This window comes from Oribacterium sp. oral taxon 078 str. F0262 (genome assembly GCF_000160135.1).
Classification (GTDB): domain Bacteria; phylum Bacillota; class Clostridia; order Lachnospirales; family Lachnospiraceae; genus Oribacterium.
This window is the reverse complement of sequence record NZ_GG729934.1, coordinates 517,303-538,125: the sequence shown is the minus strand read 5'-3', so window position 1 is coordinate 538,125 and position 20,823 is coordinate 517,303. Positions and strand designations below refer to the sequence as shown.

The 20,823-nt window shown below is 55.7% G+C and carries 15 protein-coding genes; 13 read left to right on the top strand and 2 right to left on the bottom strand.

Features of this window, described 5'->3' with window-relative positions; genetic code table 11:
• The first annotated feature begins 369 nt into the window (after positions 1–369).
• Positions 370–1,839 (top strand): zinc ribbon domain-containing protein, encoded by a 1,470-nt coding sequence (locus GCWU000341_RS06170; RefSeq protein ID WP_009214969.1) that lies wholly within the window; start codon positions 370–372, stop codon positions 1,837–1,839.
• Between the two features lies 1 nt (position 1,840).
• Complete coding sequence (locus GCWU000341_RS06165) at positions 1,841–2,644, top strand: TPM domain-containing protein (RefSeq protein WP_009214968.1); 804 nt, start codon at positions 1,841–1,843, stop codon at positions 2,642–2,644.
• 110 nt (positions 2,645–2,754) lie between these two features.
• Here the strand turns inward: GCWU000341_RS06165 and citC are convergent, their stop codons facing one another.
• The gene (gene citC / locus GCWU000341_RS06160) at positions 2,755–3,864 is read right to left on the bottom strand and encodes a [citrate (pro-3S)-lyase] ligase (RefSeq protein ID WP_009214966.1); all 1,110 of its coding nucleotides are present in this window, start codon (positions 3,862–3,864) and stop codon (positions 2,755–2,757) included.
• Positions 3,865–4,041: 177 nt separating this feature from the next.
• A complete protein-coding gene (locus GCWU000341_RS06155; protein WP_009214965.1) occupies positions 4,042–4,482 on the bottom strand; it encodes an OsmC family protein in 441 nt (146 codons plus the stop codon).
• A gap of 296 nt (positions 4,483–4,778) precedes the next feature.
• On the opposite strand from GCWU000341_RS06155, the gene GCWU000341_RS06150 reads away from it, so the two are divergent.
• The 11 genes from GCWU000341_RS06150 to ftsH all read left to right on the top strand — a co-directional run bounded on the left by GCWU000341_RS06150 (position 4,779) and on the right by ftsH (position 20,687).
• Positions 4,779–6,734 (top strand): oleate hydratase, encoded by a 1,956-nt coding sequence (locus GCWU000341_RS06150; RefSeq protein ID WP_040653771.1) that lies wholly within the window; start codon positions 4,779–4,781, stop codon positions 6,732–6,734.
• A 287-nt stretch (positions 6,735–7,021) separates the two neighbouring features.
• The gene (locus GCWU000341_RS06145) at positions 7,022–8,917 is read left to right on the top strand and encodes an OPT family oligopeptide transporter (RefSeq protein WP_009214962.1); all 1,896 of its coding nucleotides are present in this window, start codon (positions 7,022–7,024) and stop codon (positions 8,915–8,917) included.
• An 8-nt stretch (positions 8,918–8,925) separates the two neighbouring features.
• The gene (locus GCWU000341_RS06140; RefSeq protein WP_009214961.1) at positions 8,926–9,276 is read left to right on the top strand and encodes a PqqD family protein; all 351 of its coding nucleotides are present in this window, start codon (positions 8,926–8,928) and stop codon (positions 9,274–9,276) included.
• 135 nt (positions 9,277–9,411) lie between these two features.
• On the top strand, positions 9,412–9,618 hold the full coding sequence (locus GCWU000341_RS06135) for a hypothetical protein (RefSeq protein ID WP_021774199.1): 207 nt from the start codon (positions 9,412–9,414) through the stop codon (positions 9,616–9,618).
• A 230-nt stretch (positions 9,619–9,848) separates the two neighbouring features.
• Positions 9,849–10,406, top strand: a complete 558-nt coding sequence (efp, locus tag GCWU000341_RS06130; protein ID WP_009214958.1) for an elongation factor P — start codon at positions 9,849–9,851, stop codon at positions 10,404–10,406.
• 149 nt (positions 10,407–10,555) lie between these two features.
• Entirely contained in the window at positions 10,556–12,358 is a 1,803-nt protein-coding gene (gene argS, locus GCWU000341_RS06125; protein WP_040653769.1) for an arginine--tRNA ligase, read from the top strand.
• Between the two features lie 774 nt (positions 12,359–13,132).
• Positions 13,133–13,690 carry a phosphodiesterase gene (gene yfcE / locus GCWU000341_RS06115; RefSeq protein WP_009214954.1) on the top strand — a complete coding sequence of 186 codons (558 nt, stop codon included), beginning with the start codon at positions 13,133–13,135 and terminating at the stop codon, positions 13,688–13,690.
• Between the two features lie 495 nt (positions 13,691–14,185).
• Positions 14,186–15,709 (top strand): carbon starvation CstA family protein, encoded by a 1,524-nt coding sequence (locus GCWU000341_RS06105; protein ID WP_009214952.1) that lies wholly within the window; start codon positions 14,186–14,188, stop codon positions 15,707–15,709.
• A 108-nt stretch (positions 15,710–15,817) separates the two neighbouring features.
• Complete coding sequence (locus GCWU000341_RS06100) at positions 15,818–16,741, top strand: AAA family ATPase (protein WP_040653767.1); 924 nt, start codon at positions 15,818–15,820, stop codon at positions 16,739–16,741.
• Positions 16,738–18,465, top strand: a complete 1,728-nt coding sequence (locus GCWU000341_RS06095; protein WP_009214950.1) for a hypothetical protein — start codon at positions 16,738–16,740, stop codon at positions 18,463–18,465. The genes GCWU000341_RS06100 and GCWU000341_RS06095 overlap by 4 nt, the downstream gene beginning before the upstream one ends.
• Before the next feature lie 143 nt (positions 18,466–18,608).
• On the top strand, positions 18,609–20,687 hold the full coding sequence (ftsH, locus tag GCWU000341_RS06090) for an ATP-dependent zinc metalloprotease FtsH (RefSeq protein ID WP_009214948.1): 2,079 nt from the start codon (positions 18,609–18,611) through the stop codon (positions 20,685–20,687).
• Positions 20,688–20,823: the final 136 nt, after the last annotated feature.

Genomic DNA, 20,823 nt, shown 5'->3' with positions numbered 1-20,823 from the left:
CAACAAGCTTCATTTTAAGATCCAGGGAGGCCGGACAGGCCAGTTCTTGACCGAACTGAAAGCTTCATAATCAAGGCCATTCAAAACACAGATCAGGAGAAGGCGCTTATTCAATGAGCGGCTTTAGTTGACGTTTGCCGAATCAAGAAACATGTAAAAAACATACCTGAAATCGGAAAAATCCGGCCATCAAGGCCGGATTTTCACCGATTCGTGAGGGCTGTCGCAACACTCTATTGCGACAGCCTCTTTTCGCGCTCAGAAAGCGGATTGAGCGCGGGAGCGCTTATATGCTATAATCATTACGCATCCGTTCCGGCATTCCTGCCCGGAGGAAGCAGAAAATTTGAGAAAACAGGAGGAAAGAGGATGTACGAATGCCCGAACTGCGGGGGGGATCTCCGCTTTGATATCGCATCTCAGAAGTTGAAATGCAATCATTGTGAGAGCTCCTTTGACCCTTATGAACAGGAAAAGCAGGCGGATGCCGTGGAGAGCACCGACGATGAGTACCAGGTCACGGTCTTTACCTGTCCCGAATGTGGTGCGGAGATCGAGAGCACGAATCTGAGTGCCGCGGGCTTTTGCAGCTATTGCGGCGGGGCAGTCGTGTTTTCGAGCCGGGTACAGAAGGAAAAGCGCCCGGCAAAGATCATTCCCTTCCGTGTCACGAAGGAGGACTGTAGAAAATCCTATCTCAGCATGATAAAGAGAACGCCCTATACGCCGAAGGAGCTGAGGGACCCGAAGTATCTGGAGCGCTTCGTGGGCTTCTACCTTCCCTACTGGAGCTTCCGCTCAAAGACCGAGCGAGAGGTGCATTTTGACGGGGTAAAAAGGACGAGGCGGGGCGATTATATCTATGTGGACCATTACCATCTGAGCGGTAAGCTTGACGCGAGCTACGACGGCGTCTCCTACGATGCCTCCAGCAGCTTCGACGATGGAATCAGCCAGAGGATTGCCCCCTTTTCCACGAAGAATATGGTGGACTTCGCGCCCTCCTTCCTCCTCGGCTTCTACGCGGACACGGCGGATGTCCCGGTGGAAATCTATCAAAACGAAGCCTATACTACCATCGCGAAGGACATTGTGAGACGACTTCTCAGCAGTCAGGGCTTTCAGGAGGGCGGCATCAAGGTCGAATCCTCCGCGACCGCTCAGATTCGAAACGAGATCGCCGGGGATATTTCATCGGAGCGCATGATGTTTCCGATCTGGTTTCTGACCTATCGGAAGGGGGATCGGATCGCCTATTCCGTTGTGAACGGATCGACAGGGACGATCTACTCGGATCTTCCGATCGACAGCGGGAGATTCTTCCGGGCCTCGCTGCTCTTTGCCATTCCGATCTTTCTGCTTCTGAACCTTATCCTCTCCCTTTCCGCGCAGAAGATCCTGATCTTCTCCATGCTGCTTGCGGTCTTTACGATTTTCCTCTATGCCATGGAGATTCGCGCGATTCACAGAAAGGAGAAGAGAAAGGACGACACGGGATATCAGTGGAAGCAGAAGGATGAGGCAAAGAGTGCTGCGGCAGAGCCGGAAGATATGCAGGGGAAAAATATGACAGAGGAGTATCAAAGGCGAAGTCAAGCGAAAAATACGGAGAGGGTGCCCGCAAAAAACACACACTTCACGGAGATGCTGGGCGCTGTCTTTGCCGTGCTGCTCTCCGCCTTGATTCTGTTCTGGAATCCGGTGGAGGACCTCTTCTTTTACCTCGGATCGGTTGTCTCCCTTCTCTCGATCGGAATCACGATCCTGGGAGTGATTAAAAAGTATAATAACTTCGCCACCCGTCCGGTGCCGGATTTCTTTACAAAGAAGGGGGAATAGAATGATGAAAAGACTAAGAAGACGGGCGCTTACGGCCGCCCTTTTCACCATCCTTCTCTCTGTCCAGCTTTTTCTCATCACGGCCTTTTCGGCGGAAAAGCTCTATACGAATCCGGACACCGGCTACTCCGTCTACCTGGAGGACGGAGAAGACCTTCTGACGAGCGAGGAGGAGGAAAAGCTCTCGGAGGAGATGAAGCGGATCACCGCCTACGGAAATGTCGGCTTCGTATCGGGCTATGCCGACGGCTCGGACAGCGCCGCCGAATATGCGAGAAAGAGCTATCAGGCGCTCTTTGGGCGTACGGATGCGTTTCTCTTCCTGATTGATATGAAGAACCGGGAGCTTCGGATCCAAAGCGGCGGATCCGTCTACCGCGTGATTACAGAGGACAATGCCAACACCATCACAGACAATGTCTTTCGGATGGCAAGCCGTGAAAATTACTACGGCGCGGCGCGGGAGACTTATCTCGAGGCCTACCGGCTTCTCTCCGGGCAGCTCATCGCGCGGCCGATGAAATGGATCTGCAACGCGCTTTTTGCGATCCTCGCGGCACTCCTTCTGAACTATGCCTTTGCGTTCAGCTCCCGGATCAGGATGAAAGCCAGTACGGCGGAGATCCTCGGCGCCATGGCGGTCAGCTTCCTGATCTCCGACCGGGTCGCGGACGCCTATAAGCATGAGAAGATCTATGATCCGCCCTCCAAGAGCTCCGGAAGAAGCTCCGGAGGAGGCGGCTTCTCCGGCGGCGGCTCTTCCGGCGGAGGATTTTCGTCCGGAGGTGGAGGACACAGGTTCTAAAGGCATAAGCTTTCTGCCGCTTTTCCGCTGGGCACGGGGCTCTTTCGCTCTGACCGCCGCGCCCTGCGGCGCTGCTCCTTTGTTCCTTTATTTGGAATGACAGAGCCGGACTAATCATGCAGGACATTTCCCGCGGCCTTGATTCGTTCGATCACGGGCTTCGCCTCCTCGGAGCAAAAGTAGGAATAGCCCGATTCCGGAAGCAGCCTTTTCAAGGTCTCAAAATCGTCCTTCTGGATCGCGAGGCGGACCGTGGAGGCGGAAATCGGCTTTCCGTTTTCTTCCAGGCGGGGGATGATGCGGCAGCGGATCCCTTCCTTCGGAAGACGCGATGCCATGAGCTCATTGTAGAGCCTTGTGACCCTGGAATTGGGCTCCTCTCCGACGAAGCGGGCTCCGATATCCAGAGCATGTGCGATCTGGCTGAAGACCTGGAGGTCCAGCGCCGCCTGGGATTCAATCGCCGCGGTATCATCCTTTAAAAAATAGGCCGGAAAGGTAGCGGAGCTTATGATATAGGAGCCGCTGTCGTGGACGATGAGATTGGGGATCCCCCTTGTGCCTTCCAGGATCAGTCTTTTTCGGACGGAAAAGGGGATGAGACTTTTTTCCTCTGAGAGGATGAAAAGGTGGAGGAGGCGGGAGAGCTCCGCTGCCCTTTGGATGAGGTAGAGATGTCCCCTCGTAAAGGGATTTGCATTCATCACTACGGCGCTGCAGTTCTCTTCCTGTTCTCCCTCCTTTTTCGGAGAGGAAGCCCCGGGGGGATTGAGCTTCTCCCTTGCTTCCTGCGATTCGCTCTCTCTCTTTAAGCGTTCCAGATAGCCGGAAAAGCCATCCCTCTGGTTTTCCATAAAGACGAGCGTCCCTTCCACACGAGCAATCTCTCGGAAGCCGAGGCTTTCGAAGAATTTCGCGGTACTGCACTTGGTATAGAGAAAGATATGAGAGATGTTTTGGCTGAATTCGTGCTCTATAAGATGGCTCACGATCTCATTTAAAAGCCCTTCCCCCTGGTGCGCGCTGTCCACCGCGAGGCAGCGGAGCGTGTTTCCGAAGCAGCTTCCGGTCGCGATGACTTTGTAATTTTCATCCAGCATCGCAGCGGTATAGTCCAGATTCCGGTCCCGCTCGATCCCCTCCCTCTTAAGAAGAGAGTCGACCTCGGAAAGAGTCCGGCTGTCCCCGGGATAAAGCTCTGTGATCCTGTAGTCCGACATCTGATCTTCCTCCTTTTTCCTGATCCCTCCGGCTCCTTAGCCGCCTATCGGGATTTTACCCGGCTTTTTCGGAAAAGGCAAAGGATTGCCGCGAAAAGATCTGTGGGGATTTAAGGAAAGGAAACGCTGTGCCGATCCATCGGCACAGCGTTTCCTTTCCTAAGACTCTGATGGAACCTAATCCTTTACAACGGCTGTCCTCAATATCTTCACGTCGCTTAAGAGGGTGTTCTCCACGGGGCAGGTCGACTGGACGAAATCCGCGAAGCGCTCACAGCTCTCCTGCGACTCCTCCGTCTTAAAATGCATGGTGAAGCGGATCTCCTGCAGCCCCTTTTTCACATCGGCGCGCCCCAGAAAGCCGTCCGGATCCAGATCTCCCTCCAGCTCCACATGGAATTCCTCATACTTGAAATTCTGCGCCTTCGCGAATGCCGCGACGACGATGGACTGACAGGAACCGAGCGCACAGAGAAGAGCTTCGATCGGATTCATCCCGCTGTCCGTGCCCCCCAGGGCCCTCGGCTCATCCATGATGAGCTTGAAGCCTCTCGATTCGGATTCGACCTGCAGACCTGTCTCGGTTTTCCTTGATCTGGCTTTGAAAATTGTCAGCATTTCAGACCTCCTTTGGCATGCTTTCCCGTGGGTACCAATAAAATTATAGCATATTTCCCGGGAATTAGATATATGATTTTGTGAAAATATAATATAAAATCTCACGTCGGGCGGGTGAAGCGGCCAAGGCGCAGGAACAGAATTGACGAGGCGGCTCTCCCCGATTACAATGGGCTCAGAGCCGCAGTGCGTTTGCGGCGGAAAAGCGGGGAATCCGCCTTTTGCGTCCGGCGGGTTTAAGGCTTATGGTGGGAGAGTTTCGCTTTGCGGTTTGCATGCGGGAAAGGCAGGATGGTATGGGAAAGAAATGGCTCAGAACCGGCGCTTCGCTCGTCGCTCTTGGCGCCGCCGCGGCAGCGGCGCTGCACTGCGGGAAAAGGGCGTTTCGAAGTCTGAAGGGGAGTCCGGACGAGTCTGACTTCAGGAATACGGAGCGGGGAAAGAACGCGAAGAATTTGAAGGGGATCTACTATGCGAAGGGGAACTACGAGGCCTTTGCCCGCCCGGAGAAGCCGGAGGGAGTGGAGCAAAAGTCCGCCTATCTCGTCGGCTCCGGTCTTGCCTCTCTCGCTGCGGCCTGCTTTCTCATCCGGGACGGGCAGATGAAGGGAGAGAGGATTCACATCCTCGAGACCATGGATCTCGCGGGCGGTGCCTGCGACGGGATCAACGATCCGACAAGAGGCTATGTCATGAGGGGCGGGCGGGAAATGGAGGACCATTTCGAGTGCCTCTGGGATCTCTTCCGAAGCATCCCCTCCCTGGAGACGGAGGGAATCTCCGTGCTCGACGAATACTATTGGCTCAATAAGCACGACCCGAACTATTCCCTCTGCCGGGCGACCGAGCGCCGCGGAGAGGATGCGCACACCGACGGGAGATTCGGTCTGAGTCAAAAGGGCTCCATGGAGATCCTGAAGCTCTTCTTCACAAGGGATGAGGACCTCTATGATAAGGCGATCGAGGATGTCTTTGATGACGAGGTTTTCCGCTCGAACTTCTGGCTCTATTGGCGGACGATGTTTGCCTTTGAGAACTGGCACAGTGCTCTGGAGATGAAGCTCTATCTGCAGCGCTTTATCCATCACATCGGAGGTCTTCCGGATTTCTCCGCTCTGAAATTCACGAAATATAATCAGTATGAATCCCTCATCCTGCCCATGCAGAGATACTTAGAGAAGGCGGGCGTTCACTTTCAGTTCAATACCAGGGTCAGAAATGTCCGCTTCCGCTTCGAGGGAGGAAGAAAAATCGCGGAGTCAATCGAATATAAGGGAGCGGAGGGAGAGAAGACGATCCCGCTCACGGAGAATGACCTTGTCTTTGTGACGAATGGAAGCTGCACCGAGGGAACGATCTACGGGGATCAGACCCATGCGCCCACGGGGGATGCGGAGATTCGGGAGAGCGGATGCTGGAGCCTCTGGAAAAACATCGCTTCTCAGCATCCTGCCTTCGGGAGACCGGAGAAGTTCTGCGGGGATACGAGCCGCTCGAGCTGGGAATCCGCGACGCTCACGACGAAAAATCCGCGCATCATCGAGCGGATCAAGGAGATTTGCCGGAGAGATCCCCTGAGCGGCCGGGTCGTCACGGGAGGCATCGTAAGCTGCCGGGATTCCGCCTGGCTCATGAGCTGGACCATCAACCGGCAGGGGCAGTTCAAGGAGCAGCCAAAGGATGAGGTCTGCGTCTGGATCTACGGCCTTTTTATCGACAGGGACGGGGACTATGTGAAAAAGCCCATGAAGGAGTGCACGGGAGAGGAGATCTGTGCCGAGTGGCTCTACCATATCGGAATCCCGGCCGCGGAGATCGAGGAGCTCGCGCAAAAGGAGGCCGGCACGGTTCCGACGCTCATGCCCTTTATCACGGCCTTCTTCATGCCAAGACGGAAGGGAGACCGCCCCGATGTGATTCCCGACGGCTCCGTGAATTTCGCCTTCCTCGGACAGTTCGCGGAGACCCCGAGGGACACGATCTTTACGACGGAGTATTCCGTCCGGACGGCGATGGAGGCGGTCTATGGCCTCCTCGGAGTGGACCGCGCAGTCCCGGAGGTCTGGGGCAGCGTCTACGATATCCGGGAGCTTCTGGATGCGAGCGTGAAGCTCATGGATGGGAAGTCCCCTCTGGAGCTGGATCTGGGACCGCTGAATCCTCTGAAGCGCCCCCTTCTTCGAAAGCTCCAAAGGACAATTCTCTATAAGCTTCTGAAGGATCACAAGGTCATAAAGGACGGGATGATCTGAGGGAAAACTTTTCCTCGGAAATTCTTAATGATAAAATAAAAACGAAATGTCAGGGTCCTGTCTCTGCGGAGTGCTTCATAAAAGCGGGGACAGGATTTTATGATGAATCCTTTTTCGTAAATATACCCGGCTATAGCAGACGGCGAAGCTATTTGACCTTGCCGCGAATCCGATCTTTTTATTGACGGGGAGGGGGAGGGCGGGTACAATGAAACTGCGTCTGATTTATCGAGTTAAAGCATAAAATCGACAGAGACGGGCGCGAATCAAGGAAGGGGGAATAAATAATGAGTGAAGACAGCGGCAAATTTAAGCCATTTGTCCCGGCAGATTCGACTCTGCCGGAGATGACGGCGACCTCCATCATCCTGGGCATTTTGATGTCCATCGTTTTCGGTGGAGCGAATGCGTACCTGGGGCTCAGGGTCGGGCTCACGGTATCCGCCTCGATTCCGGCGGCCGTGATATCCATGGGCGTGATCCGAGTGATCATGAGGAAGGACTCCATCCTCGAGAACAATATGGTGCAGACCATCGGTTCCGCCGGTGAGTCCGTGGCGGCGGGAGCGATTTTCACACTGCCCGCCCTTTTTCTCTGGGCGGGAGAGGGGAAGACGGATACGCCTTCTCTTCTCATGATCGCTCTGGTCGCGCTCTTTGGCGGTCTCCTGGGCGTGATGTTTATGATTCCGCTCCGCACGGCTCTGATCGTGCAGGAGCACGGAAAGCTCCCCTATCCGGAGGGCTCCGCCTGTGCGGAGGTGCTGGAAGCCGGGGAGTCCGGCGGGGCGAAGGCGGCGACCGTCTTCTCCGGCCTTGGAGTTTCCGCGCTCTATAAGTTCATCGCGGACGGCCTGAAGCTTTTCCCGAGTGAGGTCCACTATGAGCTCAATGCTTACAAGGGCGCGGGAATCGGTGCGGATGTGCTCCCGGCGCTCCTCGGCGTGGGATATATCTGCGGTCCGCAGGTTTCCTCCTATATGTTTGCGGGAGGAATTCTGGGCTGGCTCGTCATCATGCCCCTCATCCACACCTTTGGCGGGGATATGACGATCTTCCCCGGGGCGAAGCCGATCTCGGAGATGGAATCCTTCGGGATCTGGAGCTCCTATGTGAAGTATATCGGCGCCGGCGCAGTGGCGACAGGCGGAATTCTGAGTCTCATAAAGTCCATGCCGCTCATCATCCGGACCTTCCGCGATGCTGTGCGCGGGATTGGCGCGAAGACCGGGGAAGCGAATCGGCAGAACCGGGATCTTCCGATGCAGTTCGTGCTCGCGATGATCGTGATCTCGGCTGTCGCCATGTGGCTTCTTCCGATGATCCCCGTAAATTTCGCGGGAGCGCTTCTGATCGTGATCTTCGGATTTTTCTTCGCGACGGTTTCCTCCCGCATGGTCGGTGTCATCGGAAGCTCCAACAACCCGGTCTCCGGCATGACCATCGCCACGCTCCTTGCGACGACGGCTGTCCTGAAGGCGACGGGAAATGTGGGTATGCCGGGCATGATCGCCGCGATCACGATCGGCTCTGTGATCTGTGTCGCGACGGCGATCGCGGGGGATACCTCGCAGGATCTGAAGACCGGTTTCCTGGTGGGAGCCTCTCCCTACCGTCAGCAGGCGGGAGAGATCATCGGCGTCGCCGTCTCCGCTATGGCGGTCGGCGGTGTGCTCTATCTTCTGAATGCCGCCTGGGGCTATGGGACGGATCAGCTCCCCGCTCCGCAGGCGACACTCATGAAGATGGTCATAGAGGGCGTCATGAACGGGAATCTTCCCTGGGCTCTCGTCTTTGCCGGAGTCTTTATCGCGCTCGTGGTGGAGCTCTTCTCGATCCCCGTGCTCCCCTTTGCGGTCGGACTTTATCTCCCGATTCACCTGAGCTGTCCGATCATGATCGGCGGACTGGTGCGCCGCTGGATCGATAAGAAGAAGGGTCTCAATGAGACAGAGCGGAAGGAAAGGGTGGAGAATGGAATCCTCTACGCCTCCGGAATGATCGCCGGAGAGGGTGTCGTGGGAATCATTCTCGCGGTCCTCGCGGTTTTGAAGCTGGATCCGGATATCTCGAAGCTCCTGAGCCTTGGAAATATCGGAGGAATCCTCTTCTTCGTGCTTCTCATCGCCACACTGATCTACTTCATGAATAGAAAAACTGCGGAAAAGAAGCAGGCGGCGTGAGAGAACTGATGCGAAGAGGAAGAGAAAACTACCTGGACTATGTTCCGCGCCGGAACCGGAATTTCCCGTGGAAGGAGCTTGAGAACGGGCTTGTCGTCGTGCGGATGGAAAACCGCGGCCTCATGAACCGGATCGCTCAGAAATTTTTCGGACGGCCGCCCTTCAGCGAGATTGAGCTCGATGAATTCGGAAGCTTTGTCTGGAAGAGGATCGACGGGAAGAGGACGGTTTTGGAGATCGGCGAAGCGCTGCGGGAGAATTTCGGGGAGAAGGCGGAGCCGCTCTATGAAAGGCTCTCCGCCTTCGTGAAGACGCTTCACCGGCAGCGCTTTGTGGTCTATGCGAACAAAATAAAATGAATGAGGCACGGAAAGTGCTCTCAGAGCGGGGCCTTATCCTAAGTGAAGGAGGGGGGCTTATCGCAGAGGAAAGCAGGGCTTACTACGCCCTGCTTTCCTTCGGAAAATATCGGAAAAGAAGGGGAGAATTACATCATGCAGATCAATCTACAGAACCTCAATATGACTTTGGTAGTCACCGTGATCGCGGCGGTCTTTCTTTTATTCCAGTTTCTTTATATCGGCTGGGCGAGGAAGAGCGGGACAGCGATACGGATCCGGCCGTTTCAGATCCTGATCTGGATCATCATCCTGATCGGGGGAATCTATTCCCTGATTACAGGCACACATTTTGTGGGCTGAGCCTGCCCTTTCTTCTGAGCTTTTGGAATCCTTCAAAGTGAAGAAGAGAGCGGGATCAGGGCAGTGAAGAGGCAGTGACAAAGCGGCTTAGTCCGCAAAGGGCCTTGCAATACAGGCCCTTTTGTATTAGAATATCACAGTATTTGCGGGCTGAAACGGGGGAAGAACTCCTTTTGCCCGAGGAGGATAGGAGAGGCTTTACAAAAGTATGCTTGTAATTAGGAGGGGTTATGGTTTCAGCAGGTGATTTCAGAAACGGCGTGACTCTGGAAATCGACGGGCAGGTCGTCCAGATCATAGAATTTCAGCATGTTAAGCCGGGCAAGGGAGCTGCGTTTGTCAGAACGAAGCTGAAGAATGTCATCAACGGCGGTGTCACGGAGCGGACCTTCCGCCCCACGGAGAAGTTCCCGCCGGCGCACATTGATCGTGTGGACATGCAGTACCTCTACGACGATGGAAGCATGTACAACTTCATGAACAATGAGACCTATGAGCAGATCGCGCTCTCCCATGAGCAGATCGCGGATTCGATGAAGTTCGTAAAGGAGAATGAGACCTGCAAGGTGGTTTCCTACCAGGGCAAGGTCTTCTCGGTAGAGCCCCCCCTCAAGGTCACGCTTGAAGTCACGCACACGGAACCGGGACTGAAGGGAAATACGACGACAGGAGCTACGAAGCCGGCCACGGTGGAGACCGGAGCAGAGGTCCAGGTCCCGCTCTTTGTCAATATCGGAGATAAGATCATCATTTCCACCCAGACGGGGGAATATGAGTCCAGAGGCTGAGGCGGATAGGGCCGCTGAGAGAAGGGTTTCCCGAAAGGGAAGCCCTTTTGTTTGAGGGAGCCTTCTTCCCCGTCCTCTGCCTGATAATAGGACCTTCTCCTTTGGGCGGGGCGGGAGACAGTGCATTGTTTTTAGAGCGGGAGGAAAATGTGAAAGGAATTCTTGATAAAACAGAGGAAGCGGTGAAGGCCGCTTTTTCCCTCTGCGGCTATGATCCGGAGCTTGGCAGAGTGACGGTCTCCAACCGCCCGGATCTTTGTGAGTATCAGAGCAACGGAGCGATGGCCGGGGCGAAGCGCTATCACAAAAACCCGATGGAGATCGCGAAGGAGCTTGCCGAAAGGCTGCGGGAGCAGGGAAGTACTGAGGTCCCGATCTTTCGCAGGGTGGAGGCGGTCAGACCGGGCTTTCTCAATCTGGATCTGGGAGAGGCCTTCCTTTCGGGATATCTCAATGAGATGAATGCCAAAGAGAAGCTCGGACTCGATCCCAAAGAGGGGAAGAGGATCATCGTCGACTACGGCGGCGCGAATGTCGCAAAACCCCTCCATGTGGGACATCTCCGCTCCGCCGTGATCGGGGAAGCACTGAAGCGACTCGCCCTCCGGATGGGAAATCACGCGATCGGCGATGTGCATCTCGGGGACTGGGGCCTTCAGATGGGACTGATCATCGCGGAGCTTTCGGACCGGGGGCTTTCCTGTGAGGATCTCACACTCTCCGAGCTGGAGGAGATCTATCCCGCGGCCTCAAAGAAGGCGAAGGAGAAGGATGCGAACGGGGAGCTTTTAAACCCTGACTTTGCAAAAAGAGCGCATGAAGCGACGAAAGAGCTGCAAAGCGGGGACAAGGCCTGCCGGAGGATCTGGGAAAAGATCATGGAGCTCTCGAAGGCCGATCTCAAAAAGAACTATGATGCGCTGGATGTCCATTTTGAACTCTGGAAGGGGGAGTCCGACGCGGAGCCCTACATCCCGGGGCTCATCGAGGAGCTTGTGAGGAAGGGACTCGCCTATGAATCCCAAGGGGCGCTTGTTGTGGATATCGCGGAGCCCGGGGACAAGAAGGAGCTCCCGCCCTGTATGATCCGAAAGTCCGACGGGGCCTCTCTCTACGCGACCTCGGATCTCGGGACGATTCTGGACAGAGAGAAGAATTTCCATCTGGACCGCTATATCTATATCGCGGACAGTCGGCAGAGCCTGCATTATACCCAGTTTTTCCGCGTCGCGAAGAAAGCCGGCTTTGTCCCGCCGGACACAGAACTCGACTACATCGGCTTTGGCACGATGAACGGAAAGGACGGGCGGCCCTTTAAGACAAGAGAGGGGGGCGTCCTCCGGCTGGAGCTTCTGATCCGGGATACGAGGGAGAGCGTTCTCGCGAGAATCCGGGCGTCCCGGGGCGAGGAAATGAGCGGGCGTGAGGCGGAGGAGACAGCCGATGTGGTCGCGCTTGCCGCTCTGAAATACGGGGACCTTCAGAATCAGGCGACGCGGGACTACGTCTTCGACCTGGAAAAGTTTACGGCCTTTGAGGGAAATACCGGCCCGTATATCCTCTATACCATCGTCCGCATCGCCTCTATCCTCAGGAAATATGCGGAGGCAAAGGGAATGGAATTTCACGGGGCAGAGGATTGGATCAGGGAACACGGATCCGAATTTGAAATCCGCATCATGGAGGAAAAAAGCGGCTATGAGCTGCAGCTTAGCCTCGCAAGATTCCAGGATGAAATGAAGGCCGCCTGGAAAGAACTCGCCCCCCACAAAATATGCAGCTATATCTACAAGCTCTCAAACGACTTTAACTCCTTCTACCATGAGGTGAAGATCCTCGCGGAACCCGATGAAGAGAAGAAAAAAAGCCGCCTCGCCACCCTCATCCTGAGCTGGAAAATACTGAACGACTGCATCCACACGCTCGGCTTCTCCGCGCCGGAGAGGATGTAAGCGATACGCTCCCTCCGTGCGGCGTCACTCTCCGCATGCTCGCATGCGGGAGAGCGACGCCATAGGGAGGGGCAACGGATATGAGGGAAAAAGCCTCTCGGAGAAGCCGAGAGGCGATTCCCGAATAGCCGGAAGGATTCCGAGAACCGCGAAGCGGTGAAGGAATCCGGAGCGGATCGAAAGAAAGTGATGCTGCTCTCTGCGGAGTGCTCTGAGCTTTTGCCTGTCCAAAGCAGGGCGCTCTCGCTCCGACTGCCGCAGCCAGCGGCGCATAAGCGATTTTGAGAAACCAAATCGCCAAGCGCCGGGGCGTCAGACGGCCTGCTTTTAGACGGACAAAAGCTCAGAGGCCGTATTGTTGTGAACACTTCATCTATTGAACAGCGAATGTCTTTTAGCGCTGTGAGATTACGGAATGCTATCAGGCAGATTCGGAGCGTGCATGCCCCCATTTGCGGCATGGGATTTACATTAGGGAAGATGCTGGACGCCGCGTTTAAACGAGCGGATATTTTTCCTCAGAGGTCACAGTACAGCCGATCTCCCTCCGGGAGACACTTCTCTTCGAGAAGTGGTCAAGGACGCTCCGAGTCTGCCTGATGGCAGACTTCTACGCTTACGCGCCGCTGGCCGCGGCAGTCGGAGCGGGAGCGTCCTGTGTTGGAACGGCTGGTCGGCAGAAGAGGCGGCGAAAAGAATAAGGAACTTCAAGTCTGACGAGGGACTAAGGCTGATACATAAGATACATAAGAGCAGAGGATGAGAGGAGGAAATATGAAGTATTTTATCGCGAGTGATATCCACGGCTCGGCCTACTGGTGCAGGCAGATGCTGCAAAAGTTCGAGGAGAGCGGAGCAAAGCGGCTGATCCTCCTCGGGGATCTTCTTTATCACGGGCCGAGGAATGATCTTCCCAGGGACTATGCTCCGAAGGAGGTCATCGCCATGCTGAACCCTCTCAGGGACCGAATCTATGCGGTCCGCGGAAACTGCGAGGCGGAGGTCGATCAGATGGTGCTGGACTTCCCGGTCATGGCGGATTACGCGCTTCTTGCACTGAACGGCCTCCATATCTTTGCGACGCACGGACATATTTTCAATGAGGAAAAGCTTCCGCCTCTTATGGATGGTGACTGTCTCCTCCACGGGCACAGCCATCTTCTGAAGGCGGAGAAGCTGTGCGAAAATGGGATCTCCTTTTATCATCTGAATCCCGGCTCCACCTCTCTTCCGAAGGGAGGAAACCCGAACAGCTATGCGATACTGAACGAAAGACGTTTTACCGTCTATGATTTCTCGGAAAAGGAGCTGGCATCCATCGAGATTTCCTGAGGGCCTTCTGGCTTTTGAGAAATGGCGCCGGGATTTCGGAAAGGATGGGAAATTTACCGAAATAGATGGGAAAGACCCGTACTTTGAGGCCGGTCTTCAGCGCCTTTTCGCTGCTTTTTCGGAAAGCGATACAAGCTCTGAAAAAGGGACGAAAATATACTGTGTATTATGAAGAAAACTAGACCTATTTTTCGAGGGCGGCGCTGCTTAAGCTCCGCTTTCTCTCTTTTTTAGGGGGAGAGACTCGCGGAAAAGATTGAAAATTCTGTGAAGCTGTACTATTATGAGGGCGTCATTTTCAGGGATGCAATGCATTCCCCGGGAGGGCGCTGATTCTGCCTTCGCCTTCCCGGAGTTTTCGGAGAATGCGTGCGGATTTTCGGATGGATCCCGCTGCATGGTAAAGAAAGGGTTCAGGCCGCCCAAAAGGAGGATTCCGCATGGTTTCGCCGCTGCTTCCCTGAATGGAGAGGATAGGGAAAGGGAGGGGAATTTATGGCAACCTTTATGATCGGCCTTGTCATTCTGGTCGTCGGCGGTCTGATCTACGGCCGCTTTTGCGAGCGCGTATTCGGACCGGATGACCGCGAGACTCCGGCCTATGCAAAGCAGGACGGCGTGGACTTCGTTCCGATGCCAACCTGGAAGAATGCGCTCATCAACCTTTTGAATATCGCGGGAACCGGGCCCATTCTGGGACCGATTCAGGGCATCCTTTTCGGCCCGATCGCGCTTCTCACGATCCCCATCGGGAATGTGATCGGCGGTGCGGTGCACGATTATTTCGCCGGGATGATCTGCACGAGAGACGGCGGAGCACAGATGCCGGAGATGGTGAAGAAGTATACGAACGGCACGGTTTTCTGGATCTATGATGCTTTTGTCTGCCTCCTTCTCCTCCTGGTCGGCACGGTCTTCATCTACACGCCGGGAGATATCACGGCGACGCAGGTCTTCGGCTTTGACGGGAAGGCGAGCAGCGCCTCCACCTGGATCATCTACTCACTGATTTTTGTCTATTATCTCATTGCGACGGTATTCCCGATCGACAAGATCATCGGCCGTGTCTACCCGATCTTCGGCGCAATTCTCGTTTTCTCCGCCGTGGGAGTATTCGCCGCCATGGCGATCTTCCATTATCCTCTGGTAAATGTCTGGGAGCCGTGGAACACCAGCGCGTTTCAGTACGGAGATTATTTCAAAACACAGCACTTCGTTCCCATTTTCTTTGTGACCGTGGCCTGCGGAATCCTCTCCGGCTTCCACTCCACACAGACGGCCCTCATCGCGAGGACAATCAAGAGCGAGCACGACGGGCGCATGACCTTCTATAATATGATGATCGTCGAGGGCTTCATCGCGATGGTCTGGGCCGCCGGTACGATGGTGCTCATCCAGCTCGGCGTGGACAAGGGCGGCATCGTGATGCAGATGGGCAAAAACGGGGCCTTCGCCTACTTCCAGCAGGTGAACGGCGCTCTGAAGCAGATTTCCGCGACCAGCGTCGTCGGCGTGGTATGTATGCGGACTCTCGGTCCGATCGGAGGTGCCATCGCCCTCATCGGAGTCATCGTACTCCCGATCACATCCGGTGACACCGCGCTTCGTGCGCTCCGTTTGACCATAGCGGATACCTTCCACATCAAGCAGGACAACAGTGCCCGCCGTCTGGGACTCGCGGCTCCGATCTTCGGACTGGTATTTCTGATCCTGATCTGGTCCAAGGTGGATAGCAACGGCTTCCAGCTGCTCTGGAGATATTTTGCCTGGTCGAATCAGACGATGGCGCTCTTTGCTCTGGCGGCGGCGACGATCTATCTCCTCATAAATGGAAAGGGGAAGTTCGCCTGGATGACGCTGATCCCGGGCATGTTCTATACCGTCGTCTGCGGAAGCTATATCCTAAACGCAAAGATCGGTTTTCATCTCCCCTGGAACGCGGCCTATGTCGGCGGCATTATACTTGCCTTTCTCTATGCCGGGGCGGTGCTCCTGAGGGGAAGGAAAAAGACTTCCTGAGGACAGGGGAGGAAATGAAGTGTTTTTTGGAATCGAGAGCTTCCGAAGGGAAAGCCGCGCGCTTGGCTCATGCTTTGCGCGCGGTTTTTTGATGGACAGGAGTCTTTCATGAAAAAAAATATTCTGGACTTTCTCCGGGAGGAGGGGGTCTCCGGGAAAATCATATCGGAGATCGAGAGCTTCCGGAGCTTTTATAAGCTCGCGGATGAGGAGCGGGACAGGATTCCGGTCCCTCCGTATTTTTACTATGGAAGAGAGATCTGGGAGCAGGCGGCCACCGCGCTCCTCGGCGGTGAGAATCTCCTTCTGGACGGTCCCAAGGCGACGGGGAAGAATGTGCTTGCGGAGGGCCTTTCCGCGGCCTTTGGGAGGCCGGAGTGGGATATCTCTCTCTATATTAACACAGACGCCTCCTCGCTGATCGGCTCCGATACCTTTTTTGACGGGGCGGTTCACTTGAGAAAGGGTCCGGTCCTCCGCTGCGCGGAGCTCGGAGGCTTCGGCATCCTGGATGAGATCAATATGGCGAAGAATGAGTCTCTCGCCGTCCTCCACGCGGTCCTGGACTTTCGGAGGCTCATTGATCTCCCGGGCTACAGCCGGATCCCGCTCCATGAGGCATGCCGCTTCATCGGGACCATGAACTATGGCTATGCCGGGACGCGGGAGGTGAATGAGGCGCTTGCCTCCCGCTTCATGGTGATCCACATGCCGGTGATCTCGAAGGAGAGCCTGAAAAGACTTCTGCTCTCGCAGTATCCGGAGCTCAAGGAGGACTATGCTTCGCAGCTTGCGGAGCTCTTTGATGAGATCCGAAAAAAGTGCGAGGGAGGGGAGATCTCCGCGAGGGCGCTGGATCTCCGCGGTCTCCTCGCGGGAGTCGGCATGATGCGCCGCGGTCTGTCCCCCTCTCAGGCGCTCCGGCTCGGCATGATCAACAAATGCTTTGACGACTATGAGAGGCAGCTCTGCGAGGATCTCGTCACCGTTCGCTTCCCGGAGGGGCTCAGTGGAGAGCAGGTCTTTCGATGATTCTGACAGAATTTGAAAAGAGGAGGGCCGCCAATCTGATCTGGAATGCCGCCGGTGATTACACGATCTCCCCGGGCTTTCGCATCTACGATGAGGACGGGAGGGCGGATCTCTACTGGAACAGCATGATCGGGGCCTCCTACCGACATTATGACTGGAAAAAGCTGAAGGAGTTCTACAACAGCTTTCACGAGACGGTGGATCAGGAGCTCTATGAAAACTTTTTCTGGATTGCCCTGGAAAATGCGTGCTATGGGAAGGAAAAGTCCCTCCGACCGGCATTCCCGGAGCTTCGCAGGGATTACGCCGAGCGGAAGCTGAAGAATTTCATGCCCGGGATCGCGGAGAGCCGGGACGGCTGGATCACGGAGGGACATTTTCGCAGGGTACTCGGAGAGGACAGCGGCCTTCCGGACCTCGTGGACCGAAAGCTTCTCTCTGAGATTGAGCTCGGTCCGGAGCTCGACACAGAGCAGTGGATCGCGGCCCTGTCGAGGACCCTGCAAAAATATTTCACCTATCTTCCCGGAAAGCCCGCCGCAGAGCAAAAGCATCGGAGAAAGCTTTTGATCCCGCAGCTTTTCTCTCTTCTTAGAAGGAAGGGAAGGAGGGAGAGGGGGACGGAGCTTTCACCGGTTCATCAGCTCGCGATCGGCTTTTCCGAAGAGCTTATGGGGAGAGGGGGAGAGGACGGGAGTCCCTTCCGGACGCATGCGGAGAGGTACGCCGCCGTGACGGAGGCCGGCCTTCGGAATTACATCATCTCCTACTTCGGACTGCCTCTCTACGATGAGGCCCGTTCGAGAGAGCTCACAGAGCGCTATTGCCGGGGGAGTCACAGCGGCTGCAGGCTTCACTTCACAAGGGGAAGGATGCAGGGAGAGGAAAAGGGCTTTGTCGGGAGGATGCATCGGGAGATGCGTGCCCAGAGAGAGAGGAATCTCCAGGCCTTCCACAGGGAGGAGGCGAGAAACCGGGCGGCTGTATCGGAGCTCGTGAGGCGGATCCGGAATGCACTTCTCCGGCAGATGGAGGCAGAGACACTGCGCTCCGGCTCGGGAGAGCTCTGCGCTTCCCGAATCTTCCGGGCGCTCTACTGCGGGGACAGCCGTATTTTTGACCGGACGGTCCCCGGTGCGGACGGGAGCCTTTCGGTCGACCTTCTCCTGGATGCCTCGGCCTCCCAGCAAAGGCGGATGGAGGTCGTATCGGCGCAGGGCTATATCATCGCGGAGAGCCTGAGCCGCTGCAGGGTTCCGGTCCGGGTCTGGAGCTATTCCTCCATGGGCGGTTATACGATCCTCACCCTATTTAGGGATTATAGGGAGAGAGAGCGAAATGAAGAAATCTTTCGCTACTTTACGACAGGGGCGAACCGCGATGGTCTCGCGCTCCGCGCTGTCGCGGGGCAGATGGAGGAGAGCGAGGCGGAGCACCGCATCCTCATCCTCCTTACGGATGAAAAGCCGAATGATATGGTGAAGCTGAAAAGCTGCGGGGAGGAGCAGGCCTATGCGGGCCCTGCCGCTGTCTCGGACTGCGCGGAGGAGGTTCACAAACTCCGCATGCGGGGCATACATGTCCTCTGCGTCTATACCGGATTGGAGGAGGATCTTCCGGATGTCCGGAGAATCTTCCAGCAAAGCTTTGTCCGGATCCGCAGCCTGGACCGCTTTGCCTCCGCGGTCGGGGGGCTTTTGCAGGGGGAGATCCGAAGGCTTTAGCATTCCCGCTCTTCCCCTCTCCTGTTCATCAAAAGGACACAAAAGACTGTTAAAATAACGAAAATGCCGGAGCTGTCTCTTTCGGACCGGACTTTGGCATGGAAAAGATCAGATGAAAAACAGAGCATACAGGGGGAGTAAATATGAAGGATAAGAGATATCATACCGGGGGTGTGGAATACTCTCCCGGAGAGGAGAAGGGGATCCTCCTTTCCTCGGGGGATTCGGGGAGAAACAGCGGGGAGGGGAACGGCTTTCCGGATTTTAATAATTTTTTTCAGCAGTTTAGCGGAGGAGAAAATCAGAATAAAAAAGGAGGGAATTCCTATCCGCCGAGGAATCGGCGCCCTCTCGTATTTTACTATTTTATCGCGCTGATTATCATTCTCCTTTTGAATACCTTTGTCTTTCCGAGCCTTTTTTCGAGGGCGGTGAAGGCCACGAGCTATACGGAATTTGTGAATGCGGTGGAGAACAAGGCGGTGACGAAGGTCGATATGCAGAGCGACACCATCGTCTATGAGGCAAAGATCGACGGAAAGACGGTGATCTGCAGCACAGGGAGGCTGAGGAACGAGTTCATGGAGGCCAATGTGCTGAAGGAGCTGCAGGATCAGGGAATAAAATATGATGAGCAGATCCCTGTGAAGACAAGTCCCATCCTCTCCTTCCTCTTCAGCTGGATCTTCCCGATCCTGATCTTCTGGGCGCTCGGGAACTGGCTGTCCCGGCGGATGGCATCCTCCATGGGCGCGATGGGAGGCGGCTTCGGGCTCGGCGGCTTCGGAAAGTCCAATGCGCGGGAGTACGAGGCAAAGGAGGGAGAGAGCGTTACCTTCAAGGATGTGGCCGGAGAGGATGAGGCAAAGGAGCTTCTCACGGAGATGGTGGATTATCTGAACCATCCGGATAAGTATTCCAAGATCGGCGCCAGAATCCCGAAGGGCGCGCTCCTCGTGGGCCCTCCCGGAACCGGAAAGACGCTTCTTGCGAAGGCCGTCGCGGGGGAAGCGGGAGTGCCCTTCTTCTCGATCTCCGGCTCGGAGTTTGTGGAGATGTTTGTCGGCATGGGTGCCGCGAAGGTGCGGGATCTCTTTGAGCAGGCGAAGAAGAAGTCCCCCTGCATCATCTTCATCGACGAGATCGATGCCATCGGAAAGAAGCGGGGCGCCGGAGGACTCGGCGGAAACGATGAGAGGGAGCAGACGCTGAATCAGCTTCTGACGGAGATGGACGGTTTCGACAGCTCGAAGGCGATCATCATCCTTGCCGCGACGAACCAGCCGGATCAGCTCGATCCCGCGCTTCTCCGCCCGGGCCGCTTCGACCGGAGAGTTCCGGTGGAGCTGCCGGATTTCAAGGGGCGGGTGGATATCCTGAAGGTTCACGCGAAAAAGATCAAGATGGCGGACAATGTGAACCTGGAGGCGATCGCGAAGGCGGCCCCCGGTGCCTCCGGGGCGGAGCTTGCCAATATCATCAACGAGGCCGCGCTCCGGGCGGTCAGGGCAGGAAGGGAGAGAGTCATTCAGTCGGATCTCGAGGAGTCCATCGAGGTCGTGATCGCTGGCTATCAGAAGAAGAACCAGGTCATGACGGACAAGGAGAAGCTCATTGTCTCCTACCATGAGGTCGGGCATGCTCTCGTTGCGGCGCTTCAGAAGAATTCCGCTCCGGTTCATAAGATCACGATTATACCCAGGACCTCCGGCGCGCTCGGCTATACCATGCAGGTCGATGACGAGGGGAATCATTATCTCTACTCGAAGGAGGAGCTTGAGAACAAGATCGCGACTCTGACCGGCGGAAGATGTGCGGAGGAGCTCATCTTCAACACCTGCACGACCGGAGCCTCGAACGATATCGAGCAGGCCACGAAATATGCCCGCGCCATGATCACCCGCTACGGCATGGCGGAGGATATCGGCATGGTCGCCATGGAGCAGATCCAGAATCAGTACCTCGGCGGGGATGCCAGTCTGACCTGCTCTCCGGAGACCCAGACGAAGATCGACGAGATGACCGTCGCCCTCGTAAAGAGGGAGCACGACAAGGCCTACGGACTCTTAAAGGACAATATCGCGAAGCTCCATGAGATCACCAAATTCCTCTATGAGAGAGAGACGATCTCCGGCGAGGAATTCATGGAGATTCTGAACAGAAAAGAGATTGACCCCAGTGTCATGAGCTCCGCGCCCGCAGAGAGCGGAAGCGGGAACTGAATATGTGACAAATTTTTATCAGAGTCCTCCCGAAGGGGAGGGCTCTTTTTTTCTTAATTTCAACAAAAACAGCCCTGCATAGGGTATAATGTCCGGGCAAGAGGCTTAATTCCCAAAATTTTTGACATTGGGATCA